Source organism: Nitrospira sp. Nam80 (assembly GCF_965152575.1).
On the sequence record NZ_OZ224216.1, the window covers coordinates 20,743 to 34,386 of the forward strand.

10 protein-coding genes and 2 pseudogenes are annotated in these 13,644 nt (G+C 54.6%); 9 read left to right on the forward strand and 3 right to left on the reverse strand.

The annotated features are described in order from the left end of the window. Nucleotides 1–118: 118 nt before the first annotated feature. Nucleotides 119–397: pseudogene (locus ACWGXE_RS00095) on the forward strand (IS3 family transposase); the annotation flags it as partial. A gap of 177 nt (nucleotides 398–574) precedes the next feature. On the opposite strand, the gene ACWGXE_RS00100 reads toward ACWGXE_RS00095, so the two are convergent. Beyond that, on the reverse strand, nucleotides 575–1,507 hold the full coding sequence (locus ACWGXE_RS00100) for a hypothetical protein (RefSeq protein WP_447600334.1): 933 nt from the start codon (nucleotides 1,505–1,507) through the stop codon (nucleotides 575–577). Nucleotides 1,508–1,581: 74 nt separating this feature from the next. Beyond that, nucleotides 1,582–1,839 carry a helix-turn-helix domain-containing protein gene (locus ACWGXE_RS00105; protein WP_447600335.1) on the reverse strand — a complete coding sequence of 86 codons (258 nt, stop codon included), beginning with the start codon at nucleotides 1,837–1,839 and terminating at the stop codon, nucleotides 1,582–1,584. Nucleotides 1,840–2,324: 485 nt separating this feature from the next. On the opposite strand from ACWGXE_RS00105, the gene ACWGXE_RS00110 reads away from it, so the two are divergent. After that, nucleotides 2,325–3,335: a DUF4062 domain-containing protein gene (locus ACWGXE_RS00110; RefSeq protein ID WP_447600336.1), complete on the forward strand. Its 1,011-nt coding sequence runs from the start codon at nucleotides 2,325–2,327 to the stop codon at nucleotides 3,333–3,335. Nucleotides 3,336–3,387: 52 nt separating this feature from the next. On the opposite strand, the gene ACWGXE_RS00115 is transcribed toward ACWGXE_RS00110, so the two are convergent. After that, nucleotides 3,388–5,352: a hypothetical protein gene (locus ACWGXE_RS00115; RefSeq protein WP_447600337.1), complete on the reverse strand. Its 1,965-nt coding sequence runs from the start codon at nucleotides 5,350–5,352 to the stop codon at nucleotides 3,388–3,390. 749 nt (nucleotides 5,353–6,101) lie between these two features. Between ACWGXE_RS00115 and ACWGXE_RS00120 the strand changes: the two are divergent. The 7 genes and pseudogenes from ACWGXE_RS00120 to ACWGXE_RS00150 form a co-directional block, all read left to right on the forward strand. Next, a pseudogene (locus ACWGXE_RS00120) lies at nucleotides 6,102–7,051 on the forward strand (IS3 family transposase); the annotation flags it as partial. Nucleotides 7,052–7,451: 400 nt separating this feature from the next. Next, entirely contained in the window at nucleotides 7,452–8,471 is a 1,020-nt protein-coding gene (locus tag ACWGXE_RS00125; RefSeq protein WP_447600338.1) for an alcohol dehydrogenase, read from the forward strand. A gap of 14 nt (nucleotides 8,472–8,485) precedes the next feature. Beyond that, nucleotides 8,486–8,911: an OsmC family protein gene (locus tag ACWGXE_RS00130; protein ID WP_447600339.1), complete on the forward strand. Its 426-nt coding sequence runs from the start codon at nucleotides 8,486–8,488 to the stop codon at nucleotides 8,909–8,911. Between the two features lie 49 nt (nucleotides 8,912–8,960). Continuing rightward, nucleotides 8,961–9,689 (forward strand): DUF1499 domain-containing protein, encoded by a 729-nt coding sequence (locus ACWGXE_RS00135; protein ID WP_447600340.1) that lies wholly within the window; start codon nucleotides 8,961–8,963, stop codon nucleotides 9,687–9,689. A gap of 286 nt (nucleotides 9,690–9,975) precedes the next feature. Then, nucleotides 9,976–10,179 (forward strand): hypothetical protein, encoded by a 204-nt coding sequence (locus ACWGXE_RS00140; protein WP_447600341.1) that lies wholly within the window; start codon nucleotides 9,976–9,978, stop codon nucleotides 10,177–10,179. Further along, nucleotides 10,166–10,606, forward strand: coding sequence for a hypothetical protein (locus tag ACWGXE_RS00145; RefSeq protein WP_447600342.1), 441 nt, complete (start codon nucleotides 10,166–10,168; stop codon nucleotides 10,604–10,606). The genes ACWGXE_RS00140 and ACWGXE_RS00145 overlap by 14 nt, the downstream gene beginning before the upstream one ends. 456 nt (nucleotides 10,607–11,062) lie before the next feature. After that, complete coding sequence (locus ACWGXE_RS00150) at nucleotides 11,063–13,615, forward strand: M6 family metalloprotease domain-containing protein (protein WP_447600343.1); 2,553 nt, start codon at nucleotides 11,063–11,065, stop codon at nucleotides 13,613–13,615. Nucleotides 13,616–13,644: the final 29 nt, after the last annotated feature.

The window sequence follows — 13,644 nt, forward strand, 5'->3', positions numbered from 1 at the left end:
ATCCCCCTTTCCGGAATGGCTGAACTCTAGCCTAGCCAGGGGGCCCATTCTCAACAGGATATGTCACTTGTAGGATGGCGCGACTCTACCCCAACCGGGTGGCCCATTCTCAATAGGATATTTCACAGGCGAGTACCAGCAATTCTTGGCGGCGCACCATATCACCTGCAGCATGAGCGCCGTCGGCAGCTGTGACGACAACGCGGCGGCGGAAAGTTTCTTTGGTCTCCTCAAATGCGAGCGGGTCAATCGGCGGCAGTATCGGACGCGAGCCGAGGCGCGAGCGGATATCTTTGACTACATCGAACGCTGGCACAATCCGCGGCAGCAACGGAGACTGGCGGTTCAACAGCAGGGGGAGAAACTCTTAACTGAACTGTCCGTGGAAACGGGGTAGAACCCGTAGAACCCGAATGACCGCACAAACATTGAAGAAGCTGTAGAGCCCAAAAGCGCCCTCTCAAGGTTCAGACACATTCAGAGCGACACGGTTTCCGAATTTTAACCCCATTACTTACTTCTGTAGATGCATTGAATGTGCAATTCGCTATCCATCCTCGGACCATGGCGACTCTTACAGTTTTCCTCGCGAGGCTGAGTGTGAAGTCACCGCATCGCAAACTGCTTGGACAGCGACGTGAAGTTGCCTTAATCCATACGAGTCGGTTAGTAGCCCATCCGGTCGAGAATCATCACGGTGAAGCGAGATAGGACAACAGTTATAGAAGAATTGATCCCAACCTCCATCCTCGCGGGTGAAAGTCACGAGATCAACGAATTGGTCAATAGCCTTTGCTAAGACCTCGCTATCCCCCGCGCGCTTCACTAACCTTCGCAAGGACAATAATCTGGGCAAGAAACTGCGGGTGTTGACATACACAAATTGAATCGAGTCACGAGCGTCAGACCCACTAGCCGATTTGAGACTAGCAGCCGTGCGAACGATCTCGTTGTGCCATTCCTGGACGCACATCAAAATTTCATGAAGAGATTCACTATCGAGCCTCTTCTGTGAGATCGGTGAAACAGAGTTCATCAGCGGTCGTAGCCGACGCACGAGGCGGTCCATATCGCGGTGGAAATCGGGATCGGGCCTAAGCTCTTGGCCGTTCTTGTATGCCAAGGGTTTCAGCTTGTCAGGAAGAGCGTCTGGATGCGGGGCCCGAGCCTGGCCCCAGGTTACAAAAGAAAGCATGATGGGTACCGTAGGTATTCCTAAGTCCAAGGCTGTCTCTAGTTCCATGCGCACATAGTCTTTAGGATCATCAAGGCGACGACCTCCGTTTGGACCTTTACATTCGAACCAGCCTTCACCTATCAGTGCAAGAACCACATCTACGCGCTCTAGGTGGGCCTTAAGAAAATCTGGAAAGGAGACGCTTAACGGAATGGAGTCTACATCCTTGAAGACCATGTCGGGGCCGAACTCATCCTTGAGTCGGTCAAACATACGGCCAGCAACATGTGCCGAATCGGAGCGGCGGTATGACAGAAAAATGCCCGCCATTGAATAGTGCCTTCGGAAACGCTCAATCACTAACGCTCGGTGACCCGAGGACGCCTATGTTACCACAGTATATTTCAGGACTTATAGCATCGGCGCTGACATGCGTCGACGTCGGTGGGCCGGATAGCGCGGCACCAACCCCAACGGTCCTGAGTCTGCCAGCGTCGTCGCCAGCGGCGCACGGTCTTGCGATTCAAGCCAAAGCGGTCGTCGGCGGCGTGCACGCCATAGTCACTGGCATAGCGCAAGACCGCTAAGCGCCCTTTGACGGTGGGCCGGTACTGTTTCGGAATCTTCAATGTCTCCAGTTCTTTGGCCGTGACGGTTAACATCGGTACCCCCCTTTCCGGAATGGCTGAACTCTAGCCTAGCCAGGGGGCCCGTTCTCAACAGGATATTTCACGCGGCGGTGTGGTGGCCATGAGATCCAGGAACGGTTGATCTTGCGCATCACGTTGGGGGGTGTTGGTGGGGATGGGGATTGAGAACTTTACCTCGCTTTGGAGGGTGGCCAGAAAGGTTGTGATATTGGGCCCTTGAGTAGTCCTGCCCGCACCAATACCCCTCCCAACGATCGATCCAGGTGGCTTGATTTCGCGGGAGGCACTATATTCGTCTCGGGCGGCGGAGCTCTCCGCGGCTCCTTGATAAGAATCGAATTTCCCCTTAGACTTGGCCTCCAGACCATGTATAGGCTCCTTGACATGTCAGAGGGCAAAGCCATACAGGGATCCGAAAGATATGATTGACAATATGGACTAGATTTACAGAAGGATACCGAGTGTTTGGTTCTGAATGACGACTCAGCGAGGATTGAATGGCTAGGCCGCGTGTTTTCCTTAGTTCCACGCACTTCGACTTAAAGCACGTTAGATCCTCACTCGAAACATTCATCACGGCCATGGGCTTCGAGGCCGTCCTTTCCGAGAATGGCACGATAACTTACTCGCCAGACGTACCCTTGGACGAATCATGTTATAGAGAAGCACAGGCGTGCGATATCTTTGTCCTCCTACTCGGCGGGAGATATGGCGCCGAAAGTTCGCCAAGATCGGAAATCGGCAAGGAGTTTTACGACAGGTATAACAGTATCACCAAGAAGGAGTACATTGCCGCGCGTGAGAAAAACATTCCCATTTACATCCTTATTGATAGGGCCGTTTGGGCTGAATATGAAACTTATCTGAGGAACAAAGGCAATAAGGATATCAAATACGCACATGTTGACTCTATTAATACCTTCGAATTGATAGAAGATATACTATTGCAGCGAATTAAAAATCCAATTCGCCAGTTTGACAATCACTCTGACATCGAAAGTTGGCTCCGTGAGCAATGGGCGGGTTTATTCAAGGACCTGCTCCAACGTATGCAGTCACAGGAGCAAATTGCCTCGCTGCAGTCTCAAGTTGTTCAGCTTTCGGAAATGAACATCACCCTAAAGCGATACTTGGAAACGATCATTCCGCACATCATAGCGCCCCAGGAGTCCAAGGTTCTCATTGAAACAGAGAAGAAACGTCTCGACCAGGTACGGGTTGAGCGGGAGCTCTCCGAAAACCAGCTCGGCAAAATTCTACTTCTACGTGGCTTAACTACCGAACAGCTTCGTAATTGTCTAGTAGATTCGGACTCCGCCGGGAAATTCAGGGAACTAATTGAAGCTATTATTCCGGGGGCCTTTGTCGATAATCTTCGCGGCGACGAAGTACTACAACTACAGTTACTCCACGACATAAATGCAATGAGACAAACGCTCGAGTTGCCTCCATTTCCGTTATCTTATGCGTGTTTCAGCTGGCGTCTCCCAGACCACGACGACAGGTGAGAATCAGAGTAAGAGCGGCGTCGACTGTCATGAATGGAGCGAATCGTTAGGACTATTGAGTGGGTCTCTTATGAAATAATGCCGCTTGCTCTGCTTCGAAACGGCGAAGCAGTTCTTCGAAGACATTCTGAACTTTGCTAGCCTCATCGGATTTGATGTACTCAGGATGGTGTCTCTGGTCTCGAGACTTTGGAGACATAATATTCCGAACGCTGTCTCTAATGCTATGCGCAATATCTAACGACAAGAGAGTTTCCTTACCGAACCATTTACGGTAGCTCTCCACTCCTGCACAATTTAGAAATGTCTTAACTTCTGCAATGTCCATTTCAACAATCTTTTCTGTGAAAAGACTAACGAGTCGGAATCTCTGCTCCAATTTCCCATAGTCCCACGCGACCCCCAAATGATCCTTGATATAGGTATCCAGCATTACCTCCTGAACATAGTCGATCTGCTTATATACATAATGTCTATATCCGCGCCCGATCTGCCCCACAAAAAGCAATGAGCCATTGGCACTTGCAAATTGTTCCGCTGTTTCGAACATCAAGTCCCTATCGGACCACACAAGCTCCTTAATCTCGACCAATAGCTCATTCAATGCTTCTCTGAGTAATTCGAGGGAATACCCGAATCCTGCAAGGATATCTCTTAGCCTTCCTAAGGCCATACCTGTGTCACTGTGGTTGCACAGCAATGCAAGAATTCGCAATTTTATTAAGTAGTTTGGATCCGGCTCAGCCTGTACTTGGAAAATATTCTCCATTATTGATCCGTTAGTCCATTGGTATGCTTCGTTATTTCCTACAAATAAAGCCCTCAGAATGTCACTATGCTTTATACTGGCTATGTCATCATTCAAAACATCATAGCAACTGTTATCGACTAAGTTTTGAGCCAGTATTAGGGCTTTTCTGATATTGTAGCCGCATAGATTCTCCATCATTTCCCTAATGCGGTCGCTAGACCTCACTTTACTTACTAACGAAGGAATAGAGTGAGCTAGCTGCGTTACTGCCTGATGGCTAAGCCCTTCGCTATGTTTGTCAATGTCTTCAGCGCAATCCATCATCCGCGACAAGACAATATCTAGGGGTGAAGGTCCACAATGGGCTACAACATCGATTGGCTCAGAAACTCGGTCATCGAAATGTTGGTAATATGTAGTCTGCCTTAAGGTTATGATGGTTCGCATTTTACTAGCCCGAGCGAAAGGCTTCATCATCACCTTTACCGCCTGTTGTGCTAGGAGTGGGGCAGCGTCGATATTATCGACAAATAGCATGCAGCAATTCTCATGATTCGCAAAAAACTTTTCTTTGACGTATCGTAATGCAGCTGCCCAGTAAGCTCGCCTATGAGTTTTGTTATCTAGAAGGACGGTACGGATAGATTTCCTTATGTGTAACAATTCCTGAAATTGCTGTCTGGACAAGGCCATAATGTTTGCGGGCAATGCATCTCTGTCTCTCAGTAGAGTGCGAAGGCGATCCACTGCTTCATTTTGCCCATCTTCTCTAGCAGCATTCTTCAACATGGCTTCCCAGACTTCCGTAACTTCCTGATCAAGTGTGAAAAACCCTCTATCAGTAATCGCGGCTTCTATCCGGTCACAAAGTATCGTCGAGACCCTATCCAGAACTTCGTCTGGCCGTGTCGCACGCTCCAACCAGGTGATATCCAAGAAGTCGACTACCGCAACGAAAGGGCACATTGCTGACTCTACTTCGCTGGGATGCGCGACTCGTTTGAGCACCTCATCAATTAAAAAATGACGAAAGCGTGTCTTGCCTGTACCCATACTCCCGACGATTAACAATAGATTGACTTTAGAAAATAAGATTTTTGTGAGCAAATATTGTTCATTTGGCCCATAACTTGAAAAATCCTTAACAAGATCAGCCCGATAAGCATCAAAGTGTCTCTTATCAAAAGGAATATTAAACCGATCCTGCGGCGTGGCAGAACTGTGGCAATACTTGCCTTCTGGTTTATGATTGAATACTGAAACCACGAAATTATCCACAGGTGTTTGAGTTCTAGCCCTTTTGGGAAATGAAGTTATGAGGTTCCGTATTTTTTGAGTAGGCATATTATGTATATGAATGTTATGTCGACACCATGGCTAATTAATTAGCAGTGAAATGAGTCCTCTCTTATGAGGTGAGAATCCCGGATGCGCATCCGTAGGGCGGACTGATATTCCGCGTGGCCAGCTGAGTAAGGGCACAATGCCGCATAACCCTCCACATTAAAAGATAAAGTATCTGCACAACCCAAACGGATCGGGTTGGGTGTAAGACCACGATGACCTAAATACATAGATTTCTCAATACAGAGACAGTCGGAGGCAACCATGATGCCTGTGAAGAGGCAATCACATCATCATTAACCTATTGCTCTAAGATCCGAATTTGCCGTGGTTTTCCTGGTTTTGAGAAATCTGCAATCTGGCGACCACATGGGTAATGGCAGACAACTTGTGTATCGGAAAGGATAAAGGGAGTATCTGATTGGATACATGAGAGACGGAATGCAAGCTTAGGAATACCACATGGTTCCACGTATGAGCCGCTCGACGGACCTCTATGGCAATGCCAGTTGTGGATTTCCTGAAACTGCTCAAGCGAAGACGAGACCTACGCTAACACCTATCGAGGGCTCGAGTGTCATCAACCATCTGCGCACTAACACGGCATTGACCTTCCCCCGATTTTACAGACACCTCTCTAAAGGAGGAACATGATGAAATCGGAGGACAGCATGATGACGAAGACACGACGGTCGTACACGGAGGCGTTTAAAGAAGAAGCGGTACGCTTAGTACGGGAATCAGAGCAGCCTGTCGCGCAGGTCGCGCGAGATCTGGGGATCGCCGACCATCTGCTCTACCGCTGGCGGGCGGAACAGCAGCAGGCTGAGGGGCGTGGGCAGACCCGGCAATCCCTCCGGGCCGAGCAGGCGGAACTGGCCCGACTGCGCCGAGAGAATGCCATCTTGAAGCAGGAGCGAGATTTTTTACGACGTGCGGCGGCGTTCTTCGCGAAGGAGTCGCGATGAGATACCGGGTCATTCAGGAGCACGACCGTCGCTATCCGATCCGTCTGATGTGCCGGGCCTTGGCCGTATCGCCCACCGGGTATTATGCCTGGCGGACCCGGCCTGCGAGCGGCCGAACGACCGCGAATCAGACGCTGCTGACCGAATTGCGCCAGCTGCACCATGAGAGTCGCCAGACCTACGGGAGCCCCCGGATGTGGCGAGTGCTGGTCGAGCGAGGTCGAATGGTGGGCCGCCATCGCGTGGCCCGGCTCATGCGGCACGATGGGTTGCGCGCCAAGACCGTCACGAAGTGGCGGGCCACCCCCCAATCCAGCCATTCGTTTCCGGTGGCCGCCAATCAACTGAACCGGCAGTTTACCGTTGCCGCCCCGAATCAGGTGTGGGCCGGGGATCTCACCTATATCTGGACCATGGAAGGCTGGCTCTATCTGGCCGTCCTGCTGGATCTCTATTCACGAGCCGTGGTGGGCTGGGCCATGGGGGCCCGGCTCACGGGGGAGTTGACGCAGCAGGCCTTACAGATGGCGCTGCAGCGACGGCAGCCGAACTCAGGCCTACTCCATCATTCGGATCGCGGGAGCCAGTATGCGGCCCTCGCCTACCAACAGGCGCTCACGGCGGCGGGAATCACCGCCAGCATGTCGCGCAAGGAGACGCTGCCCTTCCCGGTCTCACCCGCCGGCCCCGCGCGCGACGAGACGCGCTCGTCCCCGGCTCCCATGATCCCCTACACGCTGGTGCTCGAGCCGCAGTTGAAGATCTTCAAGATCTATAACGGCTATTGGTACTGGGGCCGCCCGTCCATCGAGGAGCTTCGGATGGATCTGCGGGAGATCACGCGGACCACGCGTCCGGATTGGGATATCACGCGCCCCGAACTGCGCGAAGGCTGGAAACAGGAAGACAGACGAGCCTCGTTGTTCTATCCCTATGGCAAAACGCTGGCCGAGGTCTTTAGATCGGCCGGCTGAACCAACTGCCTTTGCACAACCACAACAGAACCCTTGAATAGAGTGTGACGTTCTTATTGAATGAGCCGGGAGGAGGATCATGGCGCGTATGAGAGCGGTTCAGGTGACAAAGCCCGGCAGCGACTGGGAGGTGGTCGAGCGCGAGATTCCCGAGCCGCAGCCGGGCCAAGTGCGAATCAAAGTAGAGGCCTGCGGCATTTGTCACAGCGACATGTTCGTCAAGGAAGGCCATTGGCCGGGTCTTCAGTATCCCCGCGTGCCGGGGCATGAAGTTGCCGGACGGATCGATGCGGTAGGAGCTGGCGTGGCCACGTGGAAAACCGGCCAGCGCGTCGGCGTCGGCTGGCATGGAGGCCACTGCGGTCAGTGCGATTCCTGCCGCCGTGGCGACTTCATCCTGTGCCGCTCCGCGAAAATTTGCGGCTTCAGCTACGACGGAGGTTGGGCGGAGTATGTGGTTGTGCCGGCGGAAGCGGTCGCCGCTCTTCCCGATTATCTGCCCGCCGACCAGGCGGCGCCGCTGATGTGCGCCGGCATTACTACCTTCAATAGTTTGCGACATAGCGGGGCCAGATCGGGCGATCTCGTTGCCGTGCAGGGAATCGGCGGGCTCGGGCACCTGGCGATTCAGTATGCGGCCAAGATGGGATTTGTGACGGTCGCGGTGGCGCGAGGAAAAGATCGGGAACCACTCGCCAAAAAGCTCGGCGCGACGCACTACCTCGACGCCTCGGCCGTGAATCCCGCCGAAGAATTGCAGCGGCTCGGCGGCGCGCGAGTCATTCTGGCGACGGCACCGGACAGCAAGGCCATCGCCTCGATGGTGGAGGGGTTGGGGACCAACGGGAAGCTTCTCATCGTGGCGGCGCCGGGCGAGCCGGTCATGGTCAATGCCGTCACGCTGATTATGAAGCGCGCGTCGGTGCAAGGCTGGCCGTCCGGGACAGCAAAGGACAGTGAGGACACACTGCGTTTCAGCGCCACGTCCGGCGTACATCCGATGATCGAGAAATATCCGCTCGATCGGGCACAGGAGGCCTACCAGCAGATGATGAGCGGGAAGGCCCGCTTCCGCGCGGTCTTGACAATGACGACTTAACCAAGGAGGACAATATGAAACGGAATGCTTCCGCGGAATGGCAAGGAGACCTGAAAACCGGCAAGGGAACGGTGTCGACGGAGAGCACCGTGCTGTCCAAGGCGCAATATTCCTTCGGCACGCGATTCGAGAGCGGCAAAGGGACGAATCCGGAAGAACTGATCGCGGCCGCGCACGCAGGCTGCTTTACCATGGCGCTGTCCGGCCAGCTGGGAAGCGCGAGTCTCACGCCACAGCAATTGAGCACGACGGCGACCGTGACCTTTGAAAAGCTCGATGCCGGCTGGACGGTGACGCAGATTCATCTCGATGTGAAGGGCAAGGTACCCAATGCGGATCAGGCCGCGTGGGACAAGGCGACCCAGGCGGCGAAAACCGGTTGCCCGATTTCGAAGCTGCTCAATACCAAAATTACGATGGACGCGAAGTTGGAAGCCTGAGACTTCAAAAGCAAAGCGATCCGCTCAACCCGGAGCGAGGGTTGCCTTCATGAACCGTTCGGGATTGGTGCTTGCCGGCGGGATGGTGCTTGCGCTCATCTGCGCCGCCGCGGCGATTCTCGCCGGATTGGGCAGCCGATGGAACTGGTGGCATTTTCGCACGGGATTCCAGATTCTCACCTGGGCGGCCTATGGAGGATTGGCGGCGGCTGTGCTCTCGGCCGGCGGCATGGTCATGGCCCTGCTGTCGGCCCGGCGCCGCCCCCTGCTGCCGGCCTTCATTGGGATCGCGCTCGGACTCGTCGTGGTCGGCATTCCATGGCAGCAGAAATTGACGGCGCAGCGCGTGCCGCCCATTCACGACATCACGACCGACACGGAGAATCCACCGGCGTTTGTCGCCGTCTTGCCGCTCCGGAAGGATGCCCCCAATCCCGCCGACTATGGAGGTCCGGACATCGCCGCCCAGCAGCGCGCCGCCTATCCCGACCTCCACCCGTTTCATTTGAATATCCCTCCCGAGCAGGCGTTCGGCAAAGCGCTTGCCGCCGCCCGCGACATGGGATGGAACCTCGTGGCGGCCGATGCGTCGGAAGGCCGCATCGAAGCGACGGATACCACGTTCTGGTTCGGCTTCAAAGATGATGTGGTCGTTCGGGTCACGAAGGCCGATCACGGCAGCCGCATCGATGTGCGTTCCGTCTCCCGAGTCGGAAAGAGCGACGTCGGAGCCAATGCCAAACGGATCCGTTCGTACATCGAACGCCTGAGCGGCTGAGGTCCCGTCGAGTTCGACCAAGACCAGTGAACGAGTCTACGCACTCAGTACGGCTCGCCGGCCAATGTCGCTTCACGCGAAGATTGACGGTTCCACGAGTCGGTGCCTCGTAAGGTTTAGCCCGCATTATTCATGACGCTTCGTAAGGACATTGAATGTGTCATCGTGGATGATGTGACATGACGGCCAGCATGAAACCGGAGATCACCTCCTCAACTGGTAATGTGTTCCGTGACATCGGATTCGGTCCCGAAGAGCCGAGCATTTGCTGGCTCGAGCAGACCTCATGATACAGCTTCAGAAGCCTATCGCCTCCCGCCCCCTCAAGCAGAAATCGGACGCAAAGGTAGTCCGCGTGACTCAGCCGCGCGTCAGTGATCGTCTTCGTGAGCGCATTGGCCTCTTCAGGATGGACGCGCTCCTTCATAACCGATACGGCGTGGTCGCCGGGTTCCACTTTTCCCTGAGGATCCGTGATGAACAAGGTTGATGGCGACGAGAGGGGGTGCAACGCAGCGGACTCCGCCCTGGAGTATAGATGCCTGCCGAAATGGTCCTCCATCGCAATCGGCGCGATGCTGTTCGGAGCCGGATGCGCGCTATTCCTCGCGAAGGAAACCGTATATTTGCAGTCGGCGCAGGATTGGGCGACGCAACAAGACGTTCGCGGACATTTAGGCAAGCCGGTCTGGGCCGGCTCAGTGCGCGCGGGGGAAACAGTCTGGGTCTATCAGATCCGTGAACCGGAAATGGGCGGGAATGACAGTTCGACCATCACCGGGTCCTGGTGTGATGAGTATGTGTTGACATTCGATGCAGAGGGCGTGCTGCGGCGGTGGACGCACCGGTCACAGAAACATCGAGACGACCGGTCCCGGGCCGACTGTGTAAGCGATGGGTTCCGACCGCCGTCCTAGACGTCGCGGCAAAACAGAGGCGAAAATAGTTCAGGTTATTTCACCTTCCACAATCCTATCCTCGACTTGCAGTATCCGAGACACTTCCCGCGCGCGGCTCGCTATGGTCTTCAGCGGGCTGACTGAAGCCATTCAGCTCACTCACGTTGCGAGAAGCACACCGCCCCTTGCCGTGCGTGATGATGGAACCAAGGAATCCATTACCTCTCTTATCGTGCCGGAGGTGATGTATCTCCTCCGATACGGTTCTGTATTGAAATGGATACGGTGCGTATGAAATTCGAAATTATCTCCGACTGCATAATCGGGCACGTGCGGCATTTCGCAGTACAAATACTCCAATGGTCTGGAACTTGCTTAACTGGGCCGCGAGGGTTCGCAAGAACTACGCAGCGAAACTAGGCGCGTGGACATCCATGCGCATCGACAATAATTCCAGGTCAAAGGGAGAGCATTATGAGCACGCCGTTCGTGAACAAAGAATTTACTTTCACCAACCCTGACGGCAGTACCATTCAGGTGAGGGGTACGGGCAATCAATACTACGCGGTCTTCGAAAGTCTCGACGGGTATACGGTGGTGAAAGACCCTGCGACTGGTTTTTACATGTACGGGAAGCTGTCCGAAGATCACAATGACCTTGTGCCGACGGATACGAGAGTAGGCGAGGGAGATCCGCAACGCTTAGGGATCCGGCCGCACATACGTATTCGTCCGGCGAGTGCCAGGGATATAGCTCGTCGCGCACCCATGCTTCAAGAACAACCAAGCCGCTGGCAAGTCCGTCGAGCCCAGAAGAAAAGTCAGCTACGGGCAATAGCACCGACCACGGCACCTGAGGCATTGCCGCAGGCGACTGTAAGAGTGGGCACCTATGCTGGATTATGCATCCTGATCCGGTTTCCGGACGTCGCAGAGGCGCTGACTCAGCAGCAGGTGAATGATTTCTGTAATCTGCCGGGCTATACGGGGTTTGGAAATAACGGCTCAGTACGCGATTATTTCTATGAGAACTCACGGGGAAGGCTCACGTATACCAACGTCGTCACGCCCTATTACACAGCTGCCCATAACCGCTCTTACTATACCGACCCTACGATTTCCTTTGGTACACGAGCCCGGGAACTGGTCGTCGAGGCTCTGACCTTTTTTAAATCCCAAGGGTTTAACTTTGGTCAGCTCAGCAGCGACAGTGGCGGATATATCTATGCCTTGAACGTGTTTTACGTCGGGCCGACCGTGAATAATTGGTCTGAAGGTCTCTGGCCGCACTCTTGGAGCTTGGCCTCACCGTTCGACGCGGGGGGAGGGAAGAAGTTCTTTGACTACCAGATTACAAATATGGGCAATGAGCTGACATTGAGAACTTTCTGCCATGAGAATGGACACATGATTTGCGATTTTCCTGATTTGTACGATAAGCAAAGTCCTTACTCGGCCGGAGTCGGTCATTATTGCCTCATGTGCTATGGAGGCAACGACAAGAATCCCGTGCAACTCGGTGCATATCTAAAGAATGAGGCCGGCTGGGCTACCAAAGCCGTCTCCATTACTCCTGGCCTCACGGCCACTCTATCTGCGGCCAACAATGACTTTTACATCTATACCAAGTCGGCGACAGAGTATTTCATCGTGGAGAACAGGCAGAACAGCGGTCGTGACACATTTCTCCCTGATGCCGGGCTGGCTATCTGGCATGTCGATGAACAGGGCAGCAACAACAATGAGCAAATGACTTCCACTCAGCACTACGAATGTTCTCTGCTCCAGGCGGACAATCGCTTCGATCTGGAACATAATATGAATTTGGGAGACAGTGACGATCTATTCGGGGCCCCGGATACGACGCAGTTCTCTGATACCACCAGTCCCGCCAGTAAATGGTGGGACGGCAGCCAGTCCGGCTTAGAGATGACACAGATTTCCGCTTCCGGTGGGACTATGACGTTCGTGATGCCCGCCGGTATAAGTTGGCAGGCACGCCCTCGCACGCCGATCACCATCGTCGCGCGCCTTCCCGAACATCTGGATGTCTTCGCTGTCGCCTCCGATGGTCGGACGATCAGCAAGTGGTGGGATCAAGCCACGGGGTGGGCGGGGTGGTTTCATGTGCAAGGCGGCATCAGCTCGCCGGGCGGTGCGGGCTCGCCGGTCACCGCCACCGCCCGGTACGCCAATCACCTGGATCTCTTCACGGTCGGCACGGACAACCGTGTGTACAGTGCATGGTGGGATATCACCAGTAGCTGGCATGGGTGGTTCCCCATCGGGAATGTACAGTGCCGCCCCGGTTCGACCGTCAACGTCGTATCTCGTCATAGTGATCACCTCGACCTGTTCACGACCGCGGCTGACGGGCGGACGATGTCGGCGTGGTGGGATGCATCGTCAGGGTGGGCCGACTGGTTTCACGTCCAGGGAGGCGTGGCCGCACCGGGTGCTCCCGTGACGGCCGTGGCGCGGAATCCGAATCACCTGGATGTCTTCACCGTGGGCACGGATCAACGCGTCTATAGCTGTTGGTGGGACGGGGGGAGTGGGTGGCACAATTGGTTTCCCATCGGCGACCTGCAGTGCCGTCCCGATTCCACCGTATCGGTCGTGGCTCGGTTTCCGGACCAACTGGACCTGTTTACGACGGCGGCCGATGGCCGGATCATGTCAACGTGGTGGAATGCAGGCACCGGCTGGGGCAGCTGGTTTCAAGTTTCCGGTGGGGTCGCGTCACCCGGCTCGCCGGTGACGGCCATTGCGCGGTATTCGAATCACCTCGATCTCTTTACGATTGGGACCGACAATCGGATCTATAGCACATGGTGGCATGAGGGACAGAATTGGGCGAACTGGTTTAATGTCTCAGGCGGCGTTGGGAAACCTGGCGGCCAGGTGGCTGCCATTTCACGAGTCGCCGAACATATCGACCTCGTAACAGTCGGCTCGGATAGCCAAGTTTACAGCACCTGGTGGGATGGCGCGAGTGGATGGGCCGGATGGTTCCCACTGACCTGATATGACGGATGACACTCCGATGAACATAT

Excerpts from the sequence above, each read along its gene's own strand:
- ACWGXE_RS00145 (WP_447600342.1), top strand. The coding sequence starts at position 10,166 with ATGAACAAGGTTGATGGCGACGAGAGGGGGTGCAACGCAGCGGACTCC.
- ACWGXE_RS00100 (WP_447600334.1), bottom strand. The coding sequence starts at position 1,507 with ATGGCGGGCATTTTTCTGTCATACCGCCGCTCCGATTCGGCACATGTT.
- ACWGXE_RS00140 (WP_447600341.1), top strand. The coding sequence starts at position 9,976 with ATGATACAGCTTCAGAAGCCTATCGCCTCCCGCCCCCTCAAGCAGAAA.
- ACWGXE_RS00130 (WP_447600339.1), top strand. The coding sequence starts at position 8,486 with ATGAAACGGAATGCTTCCGCGGAATGGCAAGGAGACCTGAAAACCGGC.
- ACWGXE_RS00125 (WP_447600338.1), top strand. The coding sequence starts at position 7,452 with ATGGCGCGTATGAGAGCGGTTCAGGTGACAAAGCCCGGCAGCGACTGG.
- ACWGXE_RS00105 (WP_447600335.1), bottom strand. The coding sequence starts at position 1,839 with ATGTTAACCGTCACGGCCAAAGAACTGGAGACATTGAAGATTCCGAAA.
- ACWGXE_RS00150 (WP_447600343.1), top strand. The coding sequence starts at position 11,063 with ATGAGCACGCCGTTCGTGAACAAAGAATTTACTTTCACCAACCCTGAC.
- ACWGXE_RS00135 (WP_447600340.1), top strand. The coding sequence starts at position 8,961 with ATGAACCGTTCGGGATTGGTGCTTGCCGGCGGGATGGTGCTTGCGCTC.
- ACWGXE_RS00110 (WP_447600336.1), top strand. The coding sequence starts at position 2,325 with ATGGCTAGGCCGCGTGTTTTCCTTAGTTCCACGCACTTCGACTTAAAG.